This window comes from Streptomyces sp. NPDC111744 (assembly GCF_055634995.1).
Genome location: NZ_JBVKCG010000030.1, coordinates 1 through 23,028 on the forward strand (window position 1 = coordinate 1; position 23,028 = coordinate 23,028).

Below are 23,028 nucleotides of genomic sequence, written 5' to 3' on the forward strand. Positions count from 1 at the left end.
GCGATACCCACCTCGCCCGACAGGATCCCGGCAACCTCCGCCTCGGTCGCGTTGACCGCGAGCATCGCCCCACCCGACGGCAGCTCCTGCATCAAACCGGCACGCGCACACACCAAAGTGACCGCGTCATCCAGCGACAGCACACCCGCCACATGAGCGGCCGCCACCTCACCGACCGAATGCCCCACCACGAAGTCCGGCACCACACCCAACGACCCGAGCAACCGGAACAACGCGACCTCGACCGCGAACAGCCCACACTGCGCGAACAACGTCTGATCCAGCTCCGCGCCACCGCCGAGAACCACCTCCCGCACCGGCCGCCCCAACACCGACTCCAACCGCCCACACACATCCGCGAACGACTCCGCGAACACCGGATACCGCTCAGCCAGCTCCCGCCCCATACCCGACCACTGCGACCCCTGACCCGAGAAAAGGAACCCGGTGAGCCCACCCCGGTCGGCCGGCGCGCTGATCGCACCCGGCCGCCCCTGCGCCAGCCCTTCCAGCCCGGCCAGCAACTCCTTCCGGTCCGCAGCCACCACCGCACCCCGGTGATCCAAGGCGGCTCGTGTGGTGGCGGTGGCGAACGCCAGCCGGGCCACGGTCAGTTCAGGTTCGGCCGCGACGAAATCACGCAGTCGCACGGCCTGGGCCGCCAGGCCCGTCGCGCCCCGGCCGGAGAGCACCACCGGCACCGGGAGCGAGAGCACCGGCTGCGGAACCGTCTCCGGCTCCTCGTCGGCCGCGTCGGGAGCCTCTTCCAGGATGACGTGGGCGTTCGTGCCGCTGATGCCGAACGAGGACACCGCGGCGCGGCGCGGCCGCTCACCGCGTGGCCAGGGCACCGCCTCGGTGGCCAGTGAGAGGGTGCCGGAGGACCAGTCGATGTGCCGGGACGGGGTGTCCGCGTGCAGGGTCTTCGGCACGGTCTCGTGACGCAGTGCCAGCACGGACTTGATCACCCCGGCCACCCCGGCGGCGGCGAGGGTGTGTCCGAGGTTGGACTTCACGGTGCCGAGGAGCAGCGGCCGTTCGCGGTCGGTGCCGTAGGTGGCCAGCAGGGCCTGTGCCTCGATGGGGTCGCCCAGGGAGGTGCCGGTGCCGTGCGCCTCCACCACGTCCACGTCCGAGGCGGACAGCCCCGCGGCGCTGAGCGCGGCACGGATGACCCGCTGCTGGGAGGGTCCGTTGGGGGCGGTGAGCCCGTTGGAGGCGCCGTCCTGGTTGACCGCCGAGCCGCGCACCACGGCGAGCACGCGGTGGCCGTTGCGCTGCGCGTCGGACAGCCGCTCCAGGACCAGGACGCCGGCTCCCTCGGCCATGCCCATCCCGTCGGCGGCGGCGGAGAACGCCTTGCAGCGGCCGTCGGCGGCCAGCACCCGCTGGCGGCTGAACTCGATGAGCGGCCCGGGTCCTGCGAGTACGGTCACGCCGCCCGACAGGGCCAGGGTGGACTCCCCGTTGCGCAGCGACTGCACGGCCAGGTGCAGGGTGACCAGGGAGGTGGAGCAGGCGGTGTCCACGGTGATGGCCGGGCCCTCGACGCCGAGGGTGTAGGAGATGCGGCCGGACAGCACGCTGGGCACCACTCCGGTGACCAGGTGTCCCTCGACGCCGACGGGGGCGTGGGCGAGGCCGGTGCCGTACTCCTGGTAGTTCTGGCCGACGAACACGCCGGTGCGGCTGCCGCGCAGTGTGGTGGGATCGATGCCGGCCCGTTCCAGTGCCTCCCAGGAGGTCTCCAGGAGCAGCCGTTGCTGGGGGTCCATGGCCAGCGCCTCGCGCGGCGAGATACCGAAGAAGCCCGCGTCGAACGCGCCGGGGTCGTCGAGGAAGCCGCCGCGCCGTACGTAGCTGTGGCCGGAGCGCTCCGGGTCGGGGTCGTAGATGCCGTCGACGTCCCAGCCGCGGTCGGTGGGCAGGTCACCGGTGACGTCCCGGCCCTCGGACAGCACCCGCCACAGGTCTTCCGGGGAGCGCACCCCGCCGGGGTAGCGGCAGGCCATGCCTACGACGGCGATGGGTTCGGTGCGGGACTGTTCGACGTCCTGCAGGCGACGGTTGGCCTTGCGGAGGTCGACCATGACCCGCTTCAGGTAGCCGCGGAGCTTCTCTTCCTCGGACATGTGCAACCCCCTTCAGTTCGCGCCGAGTTCGCGGTCGATGAGGTCGTACATCTCCTCGTTCGACATCGGGTCGAAGTCCTCCTCGTCCCTGCTGAACCGCGAGAGCATCGCCCGCAGCCGCAGTTCGATACCGGCTCGGTCGTCGTCGGCGTCCGCCCTGGACAGTCGCTCGGCGAGCCGGTCCAGTTCGGTGAGGAGGGGTGGTTCGGGCGGCGCGAGCCGGGTGCGCAGGTATTCGGCGACCGCGGCAGGGGTGGGCTGGTCGAAGACGAGGGTGGCCGGCAGCGCCAGGCCGGTCGCCTCGCCGAGCCGGTTGCGCAGCTCGATCCCGGTCAGCGAGTCGTAGCCCAGGTCACGGAAAGCGTGGTCGGCGCCGATGGCGGCCGCGCCGGAGTGGCCGAGGACGACGGCCGCCTGCTCACGTACCAGCCGTAGCAGGGTGCTGCGGCGTTCGGTGTCCGACAGCCCGGCCAGCCGCTGTGACCAGGGGGACTGGGACGGCTGTGACTGCGGTTCGGACGGGTCGTGCAGCACACGCTGGGCCTCGGGGATCTCGGCGAACAGCGGCCTGCTGCGGGCCGAGGCGAACAGCGGCATGAACCTGGCCCAGTCGACGTCGGCCACCGACAGCCCGCTCTCGGCCCGTTCGAGGACGGTCCGCAGCGCGTCCAGGGCCGGTCCGGGGGCGATCAGCGGCAGGCCCTGGCGGCGAAGCTGGCCGGCGTCGACCCCGTCGGGGAAGCGGGCGCCGTCCCAGACGCCCCAGGCCACCGAGGTCACCGGCAGACCTGTGGCGCGGGCCTGCTCGGCGAGGGCGTCGAGTTCGGCGTTGGCGGCGGCGTAGGCGCCGTGGTCGCCGCTGCCCCACACCCCGGCGATGGAGGAGTAGAAGACAAGGGCGTCCAGTTCGGCCGGATCAAGCAGTTCGACGAGGTGCCGGGCGCCCTGGACCTTGGCGGTGAGTACGTCGGCGTACTCGGCGAGGTCGGTGTCGGGCAGTGCGGCCAGCCGCATCAGCGCGGCGGCGTGCACCACCGTGCGCACCACCTCGCCCTGCTCCCGCAGCCCGGCCAGCAGCGCGGCCACGGCGGCCCGGTCGCCGATGTCACAGGCCCGCGCGGTCAGCCGTACGCCTAGGCCGTCGAGCTCGGCCGTCAGTTCGGCGATCCCGTCGGCGCGCGCGCCGCTGCGGCTGACCAGCACCACGTGCCGTACACCCTGTCCGGCGAGCCAGCGGGCGACCTCCGGGCCGAGGGCGCCGGTGCCGCCGGTCACGATCGCGGTGTCCCGGGCCTGCCAGTGGCCGGCCGCGCCGCCGTCGAGCGGGGCGCGCACCAACCGCCGTAGCAGCGTGCCGGATCCGCGCACGGCGAGCTGGTCCTCCTCGCCCCAGCCGCCGGCCAGCGCTCCGCGCAGTTGTGCCAGCGCGGCCTCGTCGAGGTCGGCGGGCAGGTCGACGAGGCCGCCCCAGAACGCCGGGTGCTCCAGCATCGCCACCCGGCCCAGGCCCCAGACCTGCGCCCCCCTCGGGTCGCGCAGCGGATCGGTGGCGCCGGTGCTCACCGCGCCTGAGGTCACCAGCCACAGCGGCAACGCCGCGTCCACCTCGCCGAGCGCCTGCACCACCGCCAGGGTGGCGGCCACCCCGGCGGGCACCACCGGGTGGACCGGGTGCGGGCGGCGGTCGGCGGCCAGCAGGGACAGCACGCCGCGTGGGGTGTGTTCGGCCAGCGCGCGGCGCAGCCGCTCGGTGAGTTCGCCGCGGTCGGCATGCTCGGTGTCCACGGTGAGGGTCCGCACCGGTAGGCCGCCGGTGAGTGTCTTCAGCCAGTCCTCGTCCGCGCCGGAGGCGGGCACCAGCGCCAACCACTCGCCGTCCGTTTCGGTACGTTCCGGCGCGCCCGCGGGGCGCCACTCGACGCGGTAGCGCCAGGCGTCGGACCGGGGCCCGGTCTGCTCGGCCAGCCAGTACCAGCGGTGCTGGAAGGCGTACGTCGGCAGGTCCACCCGTCGGGCGCCGGTACCCTCGAACACGTCGGCCAGCCGTACCCCGGCCCCGCGCACGTAAGCCTCGGCCAGCGACTGGGCGAAGCGCGGCCAGCCGCCGTCGTCGCGCCGCAGCGTGGCGAGTACGGCGGCCCGCGCGCCGGCGGCGTCCACCGTCTCCTGCACGCCCGGGGCGACCACCGGATGCGGGCTGATCTCGATGAAGGTGCCGATCCCGGCGTCCAGCGCGGTGCGCACCGCGTCGGCGAACCGGACGGTCTGGCGCAGGTTGGTGTACCAGTACTCGCCGGTGAGTTCGCGGGTGTCCAGCCGCTGCCCGGTGACCGTGGAGTACAGCTCGGTGCGCGCGGCCCGCGGGCTGATCCCGGCGAGCAGTTCGGCCAGGCTGTCCTTGACGGCGGTGACCTGGGTGGAGTGCGAGGCGTAGTCCACCGCGATACGCCGGGCCCGTACCCCGCGCTCCTCGCAGTCGGCCCGCAGCCGCTCCAGGGCGTCCGGGTCGCCGGAGACGACGGTGGAGGTGGGGCTGTTGACCGCGGCCACGCCCAGCAGGTCGTCGGTGAACAGGGCCCGCACCTGGTCGGCGGGCAGCGCCACGGACATCATGCCGCCCTTGCCGGACAGTTCGGTCAGTGCGCGGCTGCGCAGGCACACCACGGCGGCGGCGTCGGCCAGCGACAGTGCCCCGGCCACGCAGGCGGCGGCGATCTCGCCCTGCGAGTGGCCGATCACCGCCTCCGGTTCCACGCCGTACGAGCGCCACAGCGCGGCCAGCGACACGGTGACCGCGAAGGTCACCGGCTGCACCACGTCCACCCGCTCCAGCGTCGGCGCGCCCGGCAGCCCGCGCAGTACGTCCAGCACCGACCAGTCGACGTACTCCTCGATCGCGGCGGCGCACTCGGCCAGCCGGGCGGCGAACACCGGTGCGGAGTCGAGCAGTTCCAGCGCCATCCCGGCCCACTGGGCACCCTGCCCGGGGAAGACGAACGCCACTCGCCGCGCCGAGTCGGCCGCGGTGCCGCGTACCACGCCCGGGGTGTCCCGGCCCTCCGCGAGCGCACCGAGCCGCTCGCCCAACTGCTCCGGACCGGCGGCCAGGACGACCGCGCGGTGCTCCAGCGCGGCCCGGCCGGCCACGCTGGACCAGGCGATGTCCCGCACCCGCTCGCCGGGGTGACCGGCGAGATGCGCCGCCAGCCGTGCGGCCTGCTCGCGCAGGGCGTCCGCGGTCTGCCCGGACACCACGACCGGCACCGGCCACGGCTCGGTGTCCGGCCCTGCCTCAGCGGACACGTCCGCCTGCCCCGGTTCCGGTCGTGCCCCGGCGGACGCGTCCGCCTCCGCCTGTTCGATGACCACATGCGCGTTGGTGCCGCTGATGCCGAACGAGGACACCCCGGCCCGGCGCGGGCGGCCGGTGTCCGGCCAGGGCTGTGCCTCGGTGAGCAGCCGTACGTCGCCGGACGCCCAGTCCACGTGCGGTGAGGGCTCGTCGACGTGCAGGGTGCGGGGCAGCACCCCGTGCCGTATCGCCTGCACCATCTTGATCACGCCGGCCACGCCGGCCGCGGCCTGCGCATGCCCGATGTTGGACTTGACCGACCCCAGCCACAGCGGATCGCCTGCGCGGTCCCGGCCGTAGGTGGCCAGCAGCGCCTGTGCCTCGATCGGGTCGCCCAACGGCGTCCCGGTGCCGTGTCCCTCGACCGCGTCGACGTCCCGGGCGGAGACTCCGGCGGCGGCCAGCGCGGTGCGGATCACCCGCTCCTGCGAGGGCCCGTTGGGGGCGGTCAGGCCGTTGGACGCGCCGTCCTGGTTGACGGCCGAGCCGCGCACCAGGGCCAGCACGGGGTGGCCGTTGCGGCGCGCGGCGGAGAGCGGTTCGAGCAGCAGCAGGCCGACGCCCTCGGCCCAGCCGGTGCCGTCGGCGGCCCTGGCGAAGGGCTTGCACCGCCCGTCGGCGGCGAGTCCGCGCTGCCGGGAGAACGCGGTGAACGTGGTCGGCTCGGCCATCACCGTCACACCGCCGGCCAGGGCCAGCGAGCACTCACCGGAGCGCAGCGCCTGGGCCGCGAGGTGCAGCGCCACCAGCGAGGAGGAACACGCCGTGTCCACGGTGACCGCGGGCCCCTGCAGGCCGAGCGTGTAGGCGACCCGGCCGGAGGCGACGCTTCCGGCGGTGCCGGTGAGCAGGTGCCCCTCGACGCCCTCGGGCAGCTCCCGCAGCCCTGTGGCGTAGTCGTGGTACATGACGCCGGTGAACACGCCGGTCCGGCTGGAGCGGACCGAGGACGGGTCGATCCCGGCCCGCTCCAGAGCCTCCCAGGCGGTCTCCAGGAGCAGCCGCTGCTGCGGGTCCATGGCGAGGGCCTCGCGAGGCGAGATCCCGAACAGACCGGCGTCGAACCGGCCGGCGTCGTAGAGGAAGCCGCCGTGCCGGGTGTAACTGGTGCCCGGGTGGTCCGGGTCGGGGTCGTACAGGCCGGTGACGTCCCAGCCCCGGTCGGTGGGGAAGCCGCCGACGGCGTCGACGCCGTCGGCCACCAGGTCCCACAGGTCCTCCGGGGAGGTGACCCCGCCCGGGAAGCGGCAGGCCATGCCGACGATCGCGATCGGCTCGTCCGCGGCCACCACCGGGGCGGCGGCCGCCGGGGCGCTCACGGCAGCGGCGTCGCCGATCAGTTCGCCGCGCAGGTGTCCGGCGAGTGCGGCAGGGGTGGGGTGGTCGAACACCACGGTCGCGGGCAGCCGTACCCCGGTCGCCCGGCCCAGCCGGTTGCGCAACTCCACCGCGGTCAGCGAGTCGAATCCGAAGTCCTTGAAGGGCCGGTCCGGTGACAGCCCGCCGGGATCGGCGTGCCCGAGCACCACCGCCGCCTGGGTGAGCACCAGGTCCTGGAGCACCCGCAGCGGCTCCCCCTCGGCCAGCCGCCGCAGCAGTCCGTCGGCGCCGTCCGCGGCACCCTCGGTGGCGGCAGCGCGACGCACCACCGGCACCAGGCCGCGCAACACCGGCGACAGCACACCCTCGGCCGCCCGCTCGCGCAGCGCCACCGGGTCCAGGCGGGCGGCGAGCAGCACCGGGTCGTCCAGCGCGGTGGCCGTGTCCAGCAGGTCCAGCGCGGTGCGGGAGTCCAGCGGCACCACACCGGCGCGGGCCAGCCGGGCGCGGTCCGTGCCGGCCATGCCCTCGGTCATGCCACTGCTCTCGGCCCACAGCCCCCAGGCCACCGCGGTCGCGGGCAGCCCGGCGGCCCTGCGCTGCGCGGCCAGGCCGTCCAGTGCGGCGTTGGCCGCCGCGTACGCGGCCTGCCCCGCGTTGCCCAGCGTCCCGGCCACGGAGGAGAACAGGACGAACGCGTTGAGTTCCGGGCCGGTCAGTTCGGCCAGGTGGCGCGCACCGTCCACCTTCGCCCGGAACACCTCGGCCACCCGCTCCGGGCTGAGCGCGGCCAGCACCCCGTCATCGAGGACCCCGGCGGCGTGCACCACCGCCGTCACCGGATGCTCGGCCAGCAACGCGGCCACCGCCTCACGGTCGGCCACATCACACGCCACCACCGCCACCCCGGCACCCAACTCACCCAACTCCGCAGCCAGCTCCGTCACACCCGGCGCATCACCACCCCGCCGGGAAACCAGCACCAGACCACGCACCCCATGACGCACCACCAAATGCCGCGCCACCAAACCCCCGAGCGTCCCACTCGCCCCCGTCACCAGCACAACATCCTCAGCCGACCAAGGAACGCCCCCACCCACCTCCGACACCCGCGCCAACCGCGGCACCAACACCCGCCCCGCACGCAAGGCCAGTTGGGGTTCGTCGATGGCCGCCAGCCTGGGCAGCAACGCCTCGGACGCGGTGTGGCCGTCCGTGTCGACGAGTACGAACCGGTCGGGGTTCTCCGTCTGCGCACTGCGCACCAGGCCCCACACCGCCGCGGCATCGGGATCGACCGGCTCCCCCGGGCCGGTGGCGGCGACCGCTGCGCGTGTGAGCAGTACCAGCCTCGATTCGGCGAACCGCTCATCGGCCAGCCAGTGCTGTGCCACCGCCAGGGCGTCCGTCACCCCGGCCACCGCAACACCGACGACTGCGGGCACCGGGCCGTCCAGGTCCGGCAGCCACGCCCACTCCCCGTCCCGCACCGGCGGCACCAGCGGAACCCAGTCGGTGCGGTACAGGTGATCCCGGCGGCCGGCGGCGAGTTGTTCGGCGCTGACCGGGCGGAAGGCCAGCGAGTCGATCACCGCGACGGGGTTGTCCTCGGGATCGGTCACGGTGAGGCAGACGGCTCCCCCGGCCGCGGGGCGCAGCCGCACCCGCGCCGCGGTGGCACCGGTCCGGTAAAGCCGGACCCCGGTGAAGGCGAACGGCAGGCCGGTGGTGGCCGTGTCGTCGGCCGGGACGGCCGCGTGCAGCGCCGCGTCCAGCAGTGCCGGGTGCAGTCCGTACGATCCGGCGTCCGCCGTCGCCGATTCGGGGAGGGCTACTTCGGCGAACAGGTCGTCGCCGTGCCGCCACAGCCTGCGCAGGCCCTGGAAGACCGGCCCGTAGCCGTAGCCGAGCCGGGCCAGCGCCGGGTAACGGTCGGCGAGTTCGACCGGGGTGGCGCCGGTCGGCGGCCAGTCGCCGGTCGCGGGCGGGGACACCTCCGTCATGCCGAGCCTGCCGGTGGCGTGGTGCGTCCACTCGGGGCCGTCGCCCGGCCGGGAGTACACGTCCACGGCGCGGCCGCCGTCCTCGCCGGGCGCGCCGAGCACCACCTGTACGCGGACGCCGCCGCGCTCGGGCAGGGTCAGCGGCGTGTGCACGGTCAGCTCCTCCAGCACCCGGCAGCCCGCCTCGTCCCCCGCACGCACGGCCAGTTCGACGAAGGCCGTGCCGGGCATGACGGTGGTGCCGAAGACGGTGTGGTCGGCCAGCCAGGGCTGCCGCTGCCGGGACAGCTCACCGGTCAGCAGCACCTCCCCGGTGGAGGCGACCGGCGCGGCGGCGCCCAGGAGCGGGTGTGCGGTGGCGTCCAGGCCAAGGCCGGCGGGGCCCGTGCCGCCTGACGGGGTGGGCAGCCAGTAGCGCTGCCGCTGGAAGGCGTAGGTGGGCAGCTCCGTCCGGTGACCCGGGGCGCCGAAGGCGGCGGTCCAGTCCACTCGGACCCCGCGTACCTGCGCCTCGGCCAGCGACTGCAGGAACCGGCCGGGGCCGCCCTGGTCGCGGCGCAGTGAGCCGACCACCACGGCCGTGCTGCCCGCCGCCTCGACGGTGTCCTGGACGGCCGCGGTCAGGATCGGGTGCGGGCTGGTCTCGACGAACACGCGGTGCCCGGCGCGGTCCAGTTCGCGGATCGTTTCTTCAAAGCGGACGGTCTGGCGCAGGTTCCGGTACCAGTACTCGGCGTCCAGGGCTGCCGTGTCGAGCCGTTCGCCGGTCACGGTGGAGTAGAAGGGGATCTCGGCGCTGTGCGGCTCGAGTCCGGCGAGCCGGTCCAGCAGTTCGGTGCGGATACGTTCCACCTGCGCGGAGTGCGAGGCGTAGTCCACCGCGACCAGCCGGGCCCGTGCGCCTTCGGCGGTCAGCTCGGCTTCGAGTTCCCGGAGAGCTCCGGGTTCCCCGGAAAGCACCACCGCCGCGGGCCCGTTGACGGCGGCGACCGACACCCGCCCGTCCCAGCGCGTCAGCCGCGGTTCCAGTGCGGCGACCGGGAGCGCCACCGACATCATCCCGCCGGCGCCGGACAGCGCCCCGAGCGCGGCGCTGCGCAGGGCGCTCACCTTGGCGGCGTCGCGCAGGGACAAGGCCCCCGCCACACACGCAGCCGCGATCTCCCCCTGCGAATGCCCCACCACCGCATCCGGCTCCACCCCGAACGACCGCCACAACGCCGCCAACGAAACCATCACCGCGAACGACACCGGCTGCACCACATCCACCCGCTCCAACGACGGCTCACCCACCTCCCCCCGCAACACACCCACCAACGACCAGTCCACGAACTCGTCCAACGCCGAAGCACACTCGCCCAACCGCTCCGCGAACACCGGCGACGACTCCAGCAACTCCACCGCCATCCCCGCCCACTGCGCACCCTGCCCCGGAAACACGAACACCGTGCGGCCGTCGACGTCGGCGACCCCGCGCACCAGGCCGGGCGTCTCCTCGTCGGCGGCGAGGGTGCGCAGGTCCCGTACCAGGTCCGTGCGGTCGGTGGCGGTGAGCACGGCGCGGTGCGGCAGCGCGGCCCGAGTGGTCGCGGCGGCACTGGCGACGTCCGCCAGAGCCGCTCCGGACTCGCTCTCCAGGTGTGCGGCCAGCCGCTCGGCCTGCGCCCGCAACGCGGCCGCGGTCTGCCCGGACAGCACCACCGGAACCGGACCGGACCGCAGCACCGGGTCCGGTGCCGGCGCGGCTTCCACCGCTGCCGCTGCGGGCGCCTGTTCCAGGATGACATGGGCGTTGGTGCCGCTGATGCCGAACGAGGACACCCCGGCCCGGCGCGGCCTGTCGTGCTCCGGCCACGGCCGCTCCTCCGTCAGCAACCGCACCGCACCGGACGCCCAGTCCACGTAGGGCGACGGTTCGTCCACGTGCAGGGTGCGGGGCAGCAGCCCGTGCCGCAGCGCCTGTACGACCTTGATCACACCGGCGACCCCGGCGGCGGCCTGGGTGTGGCCGATGTTGGACTTCAGCGAGCCCAGCCAGAGCGGCTCGCCTGCGCGGTCCCGGCCGTAGGTGGCCAGCAGCGCATGGGCCTCGATGGGGTCGCCCAGGGTGGTACCGGTGCCGTGCGCCTCCACCAGGTCCACGTCGGCGCCGGACAGTCCGGCGGTGGCCAGCGCGGTGCGGATCACGCCTTCCTGTGCGGGGCCGTTGGGGGCGGTCAGGCCGTTGGAGGCGCCGTCCTGGTTCACCGCCGAGCTACGTAGCACCGCGAGCACGGGGTGGCCGTTGCGGCGGGCGTCGGAGAGCCGCTCCAGGACGAGTTGGCCGGCGCCCTCCGCCCAGCCGGTGCCGTCGGCCGCCGCCGCGAACGACTTGCACCGTCCGTCCGGCGCAAGTCCGCGTTGCCGGGAGAACTCCACGAAGATGCCCGGGGTGGGCATCACCGTCACCCCGCCGGCCAGCGCCAGCGAGCACTCTCCCGACCGCAGCGCCTGGGCCGCGAGATGCACCGCCACCAGCGACGAGGAGCACGCGGTGTCCACGGTGACCGCGGGCCCGCGCAGTCCCAGGCTGTAGGCGATACGGCCGGAGGCGACGCTGGCCGTGGTGCCGGTCAGTACATAGCCGTCGAGGCCGTCGGCGCCCTCGTGCATCCGGGGGCCGTAGTCCTGTGCCATGACCCCGGAGAACACGCCGGTCGCGCTGTCCCGCAGGGACAGCGGGTCGATCCCGGCCCGCTCCAGTGCCTCCCAGGAGGTCTCCAGGAGCAGCCGCTGCTGCGGGTCCATGGCCAGCGCCTCACGCGGCGAGATCCCGAACAACCCCGCGTCGAACTCGGCTGCCCCGTAAAGGAATCCGCCACTGCGCGCGTAGCTGCGGCCGGGCCGGTCCGGGTCCGTGTCGAAGAGCCCGTCCAGGTCCCAGCCGCGGTCGGTGGGAAAGCCGCCGATCGCGTCGGTGCCGGCGGCCACCAGGTCCCACAGCTCCTCGGGCGAGCCGACCCCGCCGGGGAACCGGCAGGCCATCCCGACGATCGCGATCGGGTCGACGGCGGGCGCCGGGCGCGCGGGATCCGTCATCGGCCTCTCGGGCCCGGTGTCCTGCCCTGTCCGTGCGGCCAGTTCGGCGGTCAGGTGCGCGGTGATCCGTTCCGGGGTGGGGTGGTCGAGTACTACGGTGGCGGGCAGCCGTACCCCGGTCACCTCGGCCAGCCGCTGCCCCAGCTCCACCGTCATCAGCGAGCCGAAGCCCAGATCCTTGAACGGGCGGCGCATGTCCAGCTCGTCGGCGGAGTCCAGTTCCAGCGCCGCGGCCACCTCGGCGCGCACCAGCGCCCGCACGGCTTGCTCCCGCTCGGCCGCGGGCAGTCCGGCGAGTCCCGACTCCGGCCGGGCCGGCGTCCCGGTCACCGATGCGGCCGGTACGGCGGGGGTCGCGCCGCCGGAGGCCGTCACCCCGGCGATCCAGTGCCGACGCCGCTGGAAGGGGTAGGTGGGCAGCGGGATCCGCCGGGCACCGGAGCCGTCGTAGAACCGAGTCCAGTCGACGGGGACGCCGCGCGTGTGCACCCGGGCCACCGCGGTGAGCAGCGATCGCAGGTCGGGGCGTTCCCCGCCGGTCATCGCGGGGACGAACGCCACGTCCTCGGGGGCGCTCCCCGGGCCCATGGCGCACAGGGTGCCGTCCGGGCCGAGCTCCAAGAAGGTGCGGGCGCCGCCCGCGCAGGCCGTGGCGACGGCGTCGGCGAACCGTACCGTGCCGCGGGTGTGCCGGGCCCAGAACTCCGGCCAGTCGAGGCCGGTGACGTCCAGTTCGGCGCCGGTCAGCGAGGACACGACCGGCAGGGTCGGGGGCCGCCAGTCGATCCGGGCCGCGGCGGCGCGCATCCCGTCCAGGATGCCGTCGACGTGTGCCGAGTGGCTGGCCATCGGGACCTGGATGCGGCGGGTGCGGCGACCCCGTGCGGACCAGCGGCCGGCGATCGCCAGGGTGGCGTCCTCGTCCCCGGACAGCACGGTGGCGGTGGGGCTGTTGAGGGCGGCGACGGACACCAGTGCGCCGGTCGCCTCGACGTCCGGCAACAGCTCCGCCTCGGACGCCTCGACCAGGATCATCGCCCCGCCGGGCGGGATGTCCTGCATCAGCCGGCCGCGGGCGGCGACCAGCGCGCAGGCGTCGGCCAGTGACATCGCCCCGGCGACGTGCAGGGCGGCCAGTTCGCCGAAGGAGTGGCCGAGGACCGCGTCCGGGATGATCCCCCAGCTCTCCACGAGCCGGTACAGCCCGACCTGGACGGCGAACAACGCGGGCTGGGTGTAGGCCGGTTCGTCCAGCAGCGCCGCGTCCGCCGAGCCCTCCGCGGCGAAGACCACGTCGAGCAGGGGGCGCGGCAGGTGCGGGCGCAGCTCCGCGGCGATCTCGTCGACCGCCGCGGCGTACACCGGGTGGCGCCGGTAGATCTCCCGGCCCATGCCCGGCCGCTGGTTGCCCTGGCCGGCGAACAGGAACACGGTCCGCCCCTCGACGGCCGTGCCGCGCACGACTCGGGCGTTCGCCGCGTCTCCGGCCAGCGCCGCCAGGAGGCCGGGTACCTCTTCGGCGTCCTCGGCGACCAGCACCGCCCGCCGCTCCAGCGGGCTGCGCGTGGTGGCAAGCGAGTAGGCCAGGTCCAGCGGGGACGCCGTCGACTCGCCCACCCGGCCGGCCAGTTCGGCCAGCGCCGCCGGGGCCCGCGCGGTCAGCGGTACCAGTAGCGGACCGTCGTACCTCTCGGCGTCGCGCTCCGGTGCCGGGGCGGGGGCGGGCGGCTCGGTGAGGACCATGTGGCAGTTGGCGCCGCCCATGCCGAACGAGCTCACCCCGGCGAGCAGCGGGCCCTCCGTGGCGGGCCAGGGCCCGGCCTCGGTGACCACCCGCAGGCCCAGCTCCGTCAGCGGGATCCGCGGATGGGGGGTGCGGAAGTTCAGGCTGGGCACCAGTTCCCGGCGCGAGAGGCACAGCACCGTCTTGAGCAGACCGGCGATCCCGGCCGCGCCCTCCAGGTGCCCGATGTTGGTCTTCACCGAGCCGACCAGCAGCGGCCGCTCCCGCTCGCGCCCTGCCACCGCGCCCAGGGCCGCGGCTTCGACGGGGTCGCCCAACGGTGTTCCGGTGCCGTGCAGTTCCACGTAGTGCAGCTCGGCCGGAAGCACTCCGGCCGCCGCGCAGGCGAGGCGCAGCACGTCCTGCTGTGCCTCCTGGCGTGGGGCGGTCAGCGAGTCGCCGCCGCCGTCGTTGTTGACGGCGCTGCCCCGGATCACCGCGTGCACGGTGTCCCCGTCGGCCAGTGCCGCCGACAGTGGCTTGAGCACCAGCACCGCGCCGCCCTCGCCGCGCACGAAGCCGTCGGCCCGCTCGTCGAAGGTGTGGCAGCGCCCGTCCGGTGAGATCGCGCCCAGCGCCTGGGTGACGTCGTAGCCGTCCTGGGTGATGTTCAGGTTGACGCCACCGGCCAGCGCCGTCGTGCACTCCCCCGCCGCGAGCGCCCGGCAGGCCAGGTGGACGGCGAGCAGCGCGGAGGACTGGGCGCTGTCCACCACCATGCTGGGGCCGCGCAGCCGCAAGGCGTAGGACACCCGGTTGGCGATCATCGCCCGGTTGCGTCCGGTGGCCGAGTGCGGGCTCAGCCGGGCGCCGCGCAGCGCCGCGTAGTCGTCGTAGGTGGCGCCGACGTACACCCCGGTGCCGCCTGCTCGGTCATTGTCGCCCGGGACGATCCCGGCGTCCTCGAACGCCTCCCAGGCCAGTTCGAGCACCAGCCGCTGCTGCGGGTCGAGCACGGCCGCTTCTCCCGGGGAGACGCCGAAGAAGCCGGCGTCGAAGGAGTCGACCTGGTCGAGGAAGCCGGCCCGTACCGGTTCGCCGGAGGGCAGCACGGGTACCGCCGGGCCGTCCGGGTGGCAGCGTCGCGGGCCGGGTTCGCCCAGCGCGTCCCGCCCGTCGCGCAGCAGCCGCCAGAACTCGGCGGGATCTGCCGCCCCCGGCAGCCGGCACGCCAGGCCCACGACCGCCACCGGTTCCTGGTCGGCGGCGTTGCCCACTCGGTCACCCACGCGCGTCTCCCCTCCACGTCGTCTCTTCGAGGACACGTCTGATCTGCCCGGCAGCCGGGATTCCGGACGTCCACGGTCTTGGCTGTGCTGCGGGCAGGGCTGAGCGGCCCCTTGAGCACACCTGGCGCGTTAGGCCGGCGGGCACGTCGCAGGCCCGGCCCGGGGCACGACCGGGCCGATCGGATTCGGGTGGAGCGCGGACCGGCATCGGCCACCGGTCCGCTTCAGGCTGCCGCGGTCACCACGTCGTGACCGTCGTCCCCGGACCGCCGCGGCGGCCAGGGTGATGGCGTCCGCCGTGCGCGGCAGGACGCGGGCCCGCTCAGGCGCGGACGAACTCCACGGGCACTCTCAGTGCCACCGTGTGCTTGCTGTTGTTGGCCCAGGGCACCGGACCGGTCAGCCGCACCTCGGCGACCCGGTCGAGCAACGCACCGAACAGCGTGCGCAGTTCGATACGGGCGAGGTCGACCGCGAGGCAGCTGTGCGGCCCCTGGCCGAAGGCCACGTGCGGGTTGGGGTTGCGGCGGACGTCGAAGGACATGGCGTCGTCGAACACGGTCTCGTCCCGGTTGGCCGAGGACCACCAGAGCGTCACCTTGTCGCCGCGGCCGAACCGCACGCCGTTGAAGGTGAAGTCCTCGGTGGCCGTCCGCCGGTTGTACGGCGTCGGCGTGGACCAGCGCATCATCTCCTCGACCGCGCTGTCCAGCAGCGAGCGGTCCTCGCGCAGCGCCTGCCACTGCTCCGGCCGTTCGGCCAGGGCGAGCAGGCCGACCGCGATCACGTTGCGGGTGGGCTCGCTGCCCGCCAGGGTCAGCAGGTTGACGAACACCTCGCGCTCGTAGTCGCGCAGCGGCGGTTCGCCGTGGCCCTCCGGCAGGTCACCGGCGGCGATCACGGACAGGAAGTCCTGGGCCGGGTCGGCGCGCTTCTCGGCGATCAGTTTGACGCCGTACTGGTACATGGCCAGCAAGGAGGCCTGGCTGCGGGACGAGGCCTCGCCGGACTCGCGGTCCTCGTAGCCCATCACGACCTCGGTCCAGTCGACGAACTGCGGCCAGTCCGCGCGCGGTATGCCCATCAGCGCGGCCATGACCTCGACGGAGTACCGGCCGGCCACATCGTTCTGGAAGTCGCAGGAGCCCCGCTTGACGACCTCGTCGATGATCGTCTCGGCGCGTTCGGTGATGGTCGGGGCCAGCGCTTCGAGGACCGGGCCGGTGACCGAGGGGCTGACCAGGTCGCGCAGCAGCCGGTGGCGTGGGTCGTCCATCATGTTCAGCATCGCGCCGGAGTAGGTGCCGGCGGGCAGGTCGTCGAGGTGGGTACCGCCGCCCTCGCGGTCGCCGCCACCCTGGGAGGAGAGCAGCGGATGGGCCGCGGCCTCCACCACGTCGGCGTAGCGGGACAGGACCCAGAAGTTCTCACCGTCGCGGGTGCGGCCCGGCGGGTGCAGCAGGATGGGTGCTTCCCGGCGGAGCCGGGCGAAGACCTCGTGCGGGAAACCGGCACCGAACCGGTCCTGGTCGCTGAGATCGAACCCGTCGAGAGCGGCGGGCAACTCGCTTTGGGAAACCTCGGTGGCGCTTCGTGATAAGGGGAGGGCGGGCTGTTCCAATGACATTAGCTCTCCATTTTTTGCACTGACGTATCGAGGGACGTCAAAAGCAACATCAGTGTCACCCGATCGTGGAATTGACGTCAAGCGGCACTTGAAGAAGTTGGGCTGACGCTGGGATGTCCTTTAGGCAGAACCGCCAAGGAACGTCCCTGGCCAGGGCAGTTGACACCGCTCGCCACAAGGGGGGCGCTCGAACTGTTGCATGGTGCAGGCGTACACACGGCCGATGAGAGAACAAACCCCCCAAGGACAATCCGCTGTGCTACGACAAACAGCGTATCGACACCACGATCTGGGTAGGATGCCCGGTTCACTTGAGGCCGCTGAGCATCACACCACGGATGTAGTGCTTCTGCAGCAACAGGAAGAGCACCAGGACCGGCAGGGTGCTCAGGACCAGGCCGGCCATGACGATCGGCGTCGTACGGGTCGGGTCGACGTAGTCCTGGAGGAGCTGGATGCCGACGGGCAGGGTCATCACGTCCGGGTTGGCGGTCGAGACGAGCAGCGCCCAGATGTACTCGTTCCAGGCGTCGACGAAGGTCAGCAGTCCGAGGGTGACGAGGACCGGCTTGGTCTGCGGGACGACGATCCGCCACCACACGGTGAACTCCCCCGCCCCGTCGATGCGCGCGGCCTCCAGTACCTCGTCCGGGATCGAGACCATGAACTGGCGCATCAGGAAGATCCCGAAGCTGCTGACGAGGAACGGCATGGCGAGCGCCGCGATGCTGACGGTCAGACCGGCGCCGCCGCGCCCGAACAGGTCGTTGCCGCCCGCCAGCGGCCAGTGCACCAGGATCAGGAAGTGCGGGACGAGGAAGAGGAACGGCGGGAACATCATCGTCGACAGCACCAGGCGGAAGACGAAGTCCCGGCCGGGGAAGCGGAGTTTGGCGAGCGCGTAGCCGGCGAGTGACGAAGTGACCAGCACCGAACCGCTGATCACGGCCGTGGCGACGACGCTGTTGCGGAAGAGCACCGGAAGATCCAGCTGGTGGACCGCCGCCCGGTAGTTGGACAGGTCGAACGCCTCGGGCAGGAACCGGTACGGCAGAGTGCCGGCCTCGTCGGCCCCCTTGAACGACGTCATCACCATGTCGAGGAACGGCACCACCGTGAGCACGGCGCCGGTGACGACCAGCAGATACGACAGCCACGGGAACCGTCGGCGGATCATACGTCCTCCCCCTTGCGCCGGAAGAGCCACAACTGCACCAGCGTGACCGCGAGGACCACCGCGAAGAGCACGAAGGCGGCGGCGCTCGCGGTGCCCCAGTCGCCGTACGAAAAGGCCTGCCGGTACATCTCAAGGGCGGCCACGTCGGTCGCGTCGCCGGGGCCGCCCTTGGTCATCACGATGATCAGCGCGAACGACTGGAGGCCGGTGAGGAACTGGGTGATGCACACGAACAGCAGGGAAGGCCGCAGCAGGGGCAGCGTGATCCTCCAGAAGACGGTGACGGGCCCGGCGCCGTCGAGCGCGGCGGCCTCGTAGTACGACTGGGGGATGGACTTCAGCCCGGCGGTCAGGACGAGGATCGCCGAGCCGACCGAGGCCCAGGCCTGGACGACCACGACCGCGGGCAGTGCGGTGCCCGGGTCCTGGAGGAACGCCACCGAGCCCAGCCCGAGGGCGTTGAGGACGCCGTTGACGAGGCCGCCGGGTTCGTACATGTACTTCCAGACGTTGCCGACGGCGACGACCGTCGTGACGATCGGCAGGAAGTACAGGGTGCGCCACAGCCCCTGGAACCGCAGTTTGTCGATACAGGTGGCGACGAGCACGGAGCCGGCCAGCGCGAGGGCCACGGTGCCCAGGGCGAACAGCAGTGTGTTGGTGAGGACCGGCGTCAGGAACGTCGCCCCGTCCGCGAAGAGCCCGACGAAGTTGTCCGGTCCGACGGGGTCGATGTCGCCGAGGTCGAAGCCCGCCCAGCGGGACATGGACAGCAGCAGCGCGAATCCGAGCGGCAGGGCGAGGAAGACGGCGTAGAAGAGCAGCGTGGGGGCCAGGAAGAGGTAGGCGACGACGGCCTGGCGGCGCCGCTGCCGGTCCCCGCCGCGTCCCCGGCCACGTCCCCTGCCGCGGACGCCGACGGCGGGCTGGTGGCGGGCCGCCCGTTCGGCCGCCTTCGTTGTCAGGGTGGCGTTCACCATGAGCGCGACACCTCCTGGTCGACCTGGCGACGGGTGGTGCGCAGGGCCTCGTCGACGGACTGCTGACCGGTCCACAGCGCCTCGATGTTCTTGCGCAGCAGCGACTTGGCCTGCTGCGCGCCCGGTCCGTTCGGCTCCGGCACCGCGTACGCCAGTGCGTCCAGGAACGGCTGAAGATTCGGGTCGCCGCCCGCGCCGTGGAGGGTCCGCATGTCGTCGGCGCGGCCGGTCAGGGAGCCGACCGACACCTGCAGGGCACTCATCCGGGTGACACCGCGCACCTTCTCGGCGTTGAGCCAGCGCAGGAACTCCCAGGCCTCCCGCGGATGTTCACTGGCGGTGTTGACGCCGAGCATGAACCCGGTGGACAGGGTGGCGCGCCGGCCGTCCGCCTCGGGGAGGGGCACGGGCGCCACACCGACGTCGCGGTAGTCCTCGCCCATCAGGGACTTGAGGTTCGCGGTCCACCAGCCGGCGCTGATCACCATGGCCACCTGCCCGGACGCGAACGCCTTGTAGACGTTGACACCGGGGGCGCTCGCACCCTTGGTGACGAGGCGGTGCTCCAGATCGAGCACGGCCCGGCCGGCCGGAGAGTCGATGGCGGTGCTCCTGCCGTCCGCGGCGACGAACCGTCCGCCGGCGGCGTTGAGCAGCGCGAGGGTCTGGCCGACGGTCGTGGAGTCGTCGTAGGCCGACAGGCCGAACCCCTGGACCAGTGTGTTGCCATAGCCGTCCCGCCGGGCGGTGCGGTACGCCGTCTGCTCCAACTCCCGCCAGGTGCGCGGAGGTCCGTCGACGCCGGCCTCCCGCAGCAGCCGCTTGTTGTAGTAGAGCGCGTACGTCTGCGTCTCGGTGGGGTAGCCGTAGACCCGGCCCGCCACCGACGAGGAGCCGACCGCGGCGGCGCCGTAACCGCGCCTGATCTCCTCGGCGTGCTCGTCCGGGGCCGGCCGCAGTACGCCGGCCCGGACGAGCTGGCCGTTCCACAGGCAGTACGGCTGGAGGATGTCGGCGCCCTGGCCCGCGGCCTGGCGGACCATGAAGGTGGTCAGCAGGTCGGTGAACTCGACGGCCTTCGTCGCCACCTTGACCCGGTCGTGGGTGGCGTTCCACTCGTCGACCGGGCCCTGCAGGGCCTCCTTGAGCTCGCCGCTCGCGTAGTGGGAGAGCAGGGTGAGGACGACCGGGTCCCCGGGCCGCCCGGTGCCCCGGGACGGCGCGGCGCACGCGGCGCAGCCGGACGCGAGCAGCGCGGCGGGCAGGGCGAACGCGAGGTGACGGCGGCTCAGTCGGCCGGCCGGGTGTGCTGGCGTCATCGGGCGGCCGCCTCCCGGCGCAGCACGCGGAACACCCGGGTCGTGGTGAATCCGGTCTTCCGGTAGAGGTGGCCGGCCGGTGACTGGGCGCCGGTCCACAGGAACCACGCGGAGTGGGCACGCAGGGCCCGCATCCGTTCCAGGACCAGGTGGAGGAGGACCTCGCCGAGTCCGGTACCGCGCATCTCCTCCAGCACCCCGATGGGGCCGAACCGCTCGTCCACCGAGTCGAACGCGCCGTGCATCGCCCAGCCGACCATACGGCCGGCCGGGTCGCGGCCGACGACGATCCGGTCGAGCGGTGTGCCCGCGGCCAGACACGCCCGGATCGTGCAGGCCCAGTCCGGGCCGAAGTGGCGCCCGGCGAGGGCGAGGAGGTCCACCAGGTCGTCGTCGGCCGGGGTGGCGAACCGGTAGCCCTGCCCGGTCAGCTGGTCCAGGCGACGGGTGACGTCGTCCGGGAAGCGGTAGCCGACCAGGACACGGTCCATCGCGGCCGCCTCGTACAGGGTGCGAAAGCCCAGGGACTCCAGGAGTCCTGCCGCCTCCGGGTAGGCCTCGGCGTCCAGACCCGGGAACACGTAGTTCGGGGTGTAAGAGGAGAAGTCGATGCGGGTACGGCCATGGCCGTGCAGCCAGTCGAGGGCGTCGGTGAGCAGCCGGCGGCCGAGGCCGCGCCCGCGGGCGGCCGGGGCGACGAAGAAGAACGGGATCCACCCCTGCTCGGGCTCCAGGTCGGTGCCGGCCATCGGCGTCAGCCGCCGTACCGCGTAGGCGGCGCCGACCACACGGTCGCCGTCGACGGCGACCCGCAGCCCCTCGGGATCGAAGTTGGGGTCGAGCAGCACCAGGGTGCGGAAGCGGTCCGCGGTGATGGGGTCGGCCGGCGCGCTCCGGCGCCATGCCTCGACCACCTGCGGGCCGTCGCCCGTGCGAAAGCCGCGAATCCCGGCCGGGGATGTCGTCGTGCGGTCGGTCATCGACGGGATCGTCCTTCCGGGCGGGGCGGCACGTCTGTGGGGTAGAGCAGCACGTCGTCGCCGGCCCAGCGGTCGGGCGGGGCCGGCGGATCGCACAGCGGCAGCGGGTCGCCGCCCGCGTCGACGGTCCGCCGCAACCGGTCGGACCCCCACAGCAGGTCGACGAAGTGACGGTGGCCGGTGTCCTCGGCGCCGCCGTCGACGGTGTGCCAGGCGAAGTCGTCCGGGTGGAGCCGGCGGATCACGGCGAGCATCGCGACGGCGGTGCGGACGGGGGCGAACGCCCTGCGGTCGGTGAGGTGCAGCTGGACTCCCCGCAGCGGCCGTCCGGCGTGTTTGTGGAAGGCCGGTACGTAGCGCAGGTCGCGGAAGTGCACTCCGGGCAGGGCGAGTTCGGCGAGCGCGGGCGCGAACCGCTTGTCGAGGTAGGGGGCGCCGACGATCTCGAAGGGCTGTGTGGTGCCTCGGCCTTCGGAGAGGTTGGTCCCCTCGAAGAGGCAGGTGCCGGGGTAGACGGCGGCGGTGGCGGGCGTCGGGATGTTCGGCGAGGGGGCGATCCACGGCAGCCCGGTGGCCTCGGCGTCCATGGCGCGCTGCCAGCCGACGGCCTCGATCACCGTCAGGTCGACGGCGCTGCCCGCCACTTGGGGTACGGCGGAGACATTGAAAAGCCGGGCGAGTTCGCCGCAGGTGAGGCCGTGCCGGACGGGGATCGGGGCGCGTCCGACGAAGCTGGCCCACACCGGGTCGAGCGACGGGCCCTCGCTGACGAGTCCGCCTAGGGGATTGGGCCGGTCGGCGACCACGAACCGGACGCCGGTGCGTGCCGCCGAGACCATCAGGTCGAACATGGTCCACGTGTAGGTGTAGAACCGGGCCCCGATGTCCTGGAGGTCGTACACCAGGGTGTCGACGCCGCTGTCGATCAGCAGCTTGTCGAGGCGCTCGCCCTCGCACCGGTAGGTGTCGTACACCGGCAGGCCGGTGTCGGGGTCCACCCGGGCGGCCTCGCTGTCGCCGGCCTGGCCGGTCCCGTGCAGCCCGTGTTCGGGACCGAACAGGGCTGCCAGCGGCGCGCCGGCCGCGAGCAGCGCGGGCGCTGCCGGGCGCAGATCGGGGAGGACTCCGGCGTGGTTGGTCACCAGTCCGAACCGGTCGGCACCGGCGAGTCCGGGCGAGTCAAGCAGTCGCGCGATCCCGGTCGTCACCGCGTCACCGTCGTCCGTGCTCATCCTTTGCCCCGTCCGCCGGTGACGCCTCTCTCAAGCAGTGGTCGGGAATTTACTCTTATGTCCCGCATTTAGCGGCAATGAATCGCCGACAGTTCGCACGCCTCCTCCGTCGCACGCGCACGGGTGACCACCCTTGACCAACCGCCTTGACGGTTCCCGCACTTGCCCTCATTCGCACCGCCCACCGCCGGCCGGGCCGGGGCGCCACGACACGCCCACGGGCATCGCCCGGACGAGGGACGTTGCCGTGTCGCCGGGACGCCCGGGCGCGGTGACGGTGTGTGATGGTGGCGGACCTCGGTGTTTTCCGTCGTCACCGCGTTCACCGCCGGCACCGTCGTCACCGCTTTCACGTTTTCACCGCTCACGAAGGACATCACGATGCGCCTCAGCCGTCCGCTCACCGCCGCCCTCGGCGGGCTCGCCCTCGCCATCATCACCATCGGTCCGGCCGCAGCCGCCGACGGGACGTTCGTCTGGGTGGGGCCCAAGGGCAAGGCGTACGCCATCCAGAACCCGCCGGACCGCAAGTGCCTCGACATGGCGCAGGAGGCGCGGAGCCCGCAGAACGCCACGAAGAAGTCGCTCGTCGTCTACAGCAAGCAGAAGTGCCAGGGCACCGCGCACCGGATCGCCCCCGGGCACTCGGCGCCCAGCAGCGTCCACTTCGCCAGCGTGGTCTTCAACCCCCGCTAGGACACGACCTGCCGGCCCTCCGGTGGGGGGGGGGGGCCCAAGAGGGGGGGGGGGGAACAGCGGTGGGGGGGAGGGAAAAAAGAAAAAAAAGATAGGTGGGCACAGGGAGAGGCCTCCACA

At 73.2% G+C, this 23,028-nt stretch carries 9 protein-coding genes; 1 reads left to right on the top strand and 8 read right to left on the bottom strand.

Features of this window, described 5'->3' with window-relative positions; genetic code table 11:
- The 8 genes from ACZ7OO_RS38765 to ACZ7OO_RS38800 all read right to left on the bottom strand — a co-directional run.
- On the bottom strand, positions 1-2,132 hold a 2,132-nt coding region (locus tag ACZ7OO_RS38765), incomplete at its 3' end, for a type I polyketide synthase (protein ID WP_471512167.1).
- Positions 2,133-2,144: 12 nt separating this feature from the next.
- Positions 2,145-14,897, bottom strand: a complete 12,753-nt coding sequence (locus tag ACZ7OO_RS38770; protein ID WP_471512168.1) for an SDR family NAD(P)-dependent oxidoreductase — start codon at positions 14,895-14,897, stop codon at positions 2,145-2,147.
- A 322-nt stretch (positions 14,898-15,219) separates the two neighbouring features.
- A complete protein-coding gene (locus ACZ7OO_RS38775) occupies positions 15,220-16,461 on the bottom strand; it encodes a cytochrome P450 (RefSeq protein ID WP_471512169.1) in 1,242 nt (413 codons plus the stop codon).
- A gap of 370 nt (positions 16,462-16,831) precedes the next feature.
- Positions 16,832-17,701, bottom strand: a complete 870-nt coding sequence (locus tag ACZ7OO_RS38780) for a carbohydrate ABC transporter permease (protein ID WP_471512170.1) — start codon at positions 17,699-17,701, stop codon at positions 16,832-16,834.
- Positions 17,698-18,681, bottom strand: a complete 984-nt coding sequence (locus ACZ7OO_RS38785) for a carbohydrate ABC transporter permease (RefSeq protein WP_471512171.1) — start codon at positions 18,679-18,681, stop codon at positions 17,698-17,700. The genes ACZ7OO_RS38780 and ACZ7OO_RS38785 overlap by 4 nt, the downstream gene beginning before the upstream one ends.
- Positions 18,675-20,000 (bottom strand): ABC transporter substrate-binding protein, encoded by a 1,326-nt coding sequence (locus ACZ7OO_RS38790; RefSeq protein WP_471512172.1) that lies wholly within the window; start codon positions 19,998-20,000, stop codon positions 18,675-18,677. Before ACZ7OO_RS38790 ends, ACZ7OO_RS38785 begins: the two co-directional genes overlap by 7 nt.
- On the bottom strand, positions 19,997-20,980 hold the full coding sequence (locus ACZ7OO_RS38795) for a GNAT family N-acetyltransferase (RefSeq protein ID WP_471512173.1): 984 nt from the start codon (positions 20,978-20,980) through the stop codon (positions 19,997-19,999). Before ACZ7OO_RS38795 ends, ACZ7OO_RS38790 begins: the two co-directional genes overlap by 4 nt.
- Positions 20,977-22,212, bottom strand: a complete 1,236-nt coding sequence (locus ACZ7OO_RS38800) for an exo-beta-N-acetylmuramidase NamZ family protein (RefSeq protein WP_471512174.1) — start codon at positions 22,210-22,212, stop codon at positions 20,977-20,979. The genes ACZ7OO_RS38795 and ACZ7OO_RS38800 overlap by 4 nt, the downstream gene beginning before the upstream one ends.
- 300 nt (positions 22,213-22,512) lie before the next feature.
- Between ACZ7OO_RS38800 and ACZ7OO_RS38805 the strand changes: the two genes are divergently transcribed.
- Entirely contained in the window at positions 22,513-22,908 is a 396-nt protein-coding gene (locus ACZ7OO_RS38805; RefSeq protein ID WP_471512175.1) for a hypothetical protein, read from the top strand.
- The last annotated feature ends 120 nt before the right edge of the window (positions 22,909-23,028 follow it).

Bases quoted from the DNA above. Each gene is read 5' to 3' on its own strand.
- ACZ7OO_RS38780 (WP_471512170.1), bottom strand. From the start codon at position 17,701: ATGATCCGCCGACGGTTCCCGTGGCTGTCGTATCTGCTGGTCGTCACC.
- ACZ7OO_RS38785 (WP_471512171.1), bottom strand. From the start codon at position 18,681: ATGGTGAACGCCACCCTGACAACGAAGGCGGCCGAACGGGCGGCCCGC.
- ACZ7OO_RS38790 (WP_471512172.1), bottom strand. From the start codon at position 20,000: ATGACGCCAGCACACCCGGCCGGCCGACTGAGCCGCCGTCACCTCGCG.
- ACZ7OO_RS38795 (WP_471512173.1), bottom strand. From the start codon at position 20,980: ATGACCGACCGCACGACGACATCCCCGGCCGGGATTCGCGGCTTTCGC.
- ACZ7OO_RS38800 (WP_471512174.1), bottom strand. From the start codon at position 22,212: ATGAGCACGGACGACGGTGACGCGGTGACGACCGGGATCGCGCGACTG.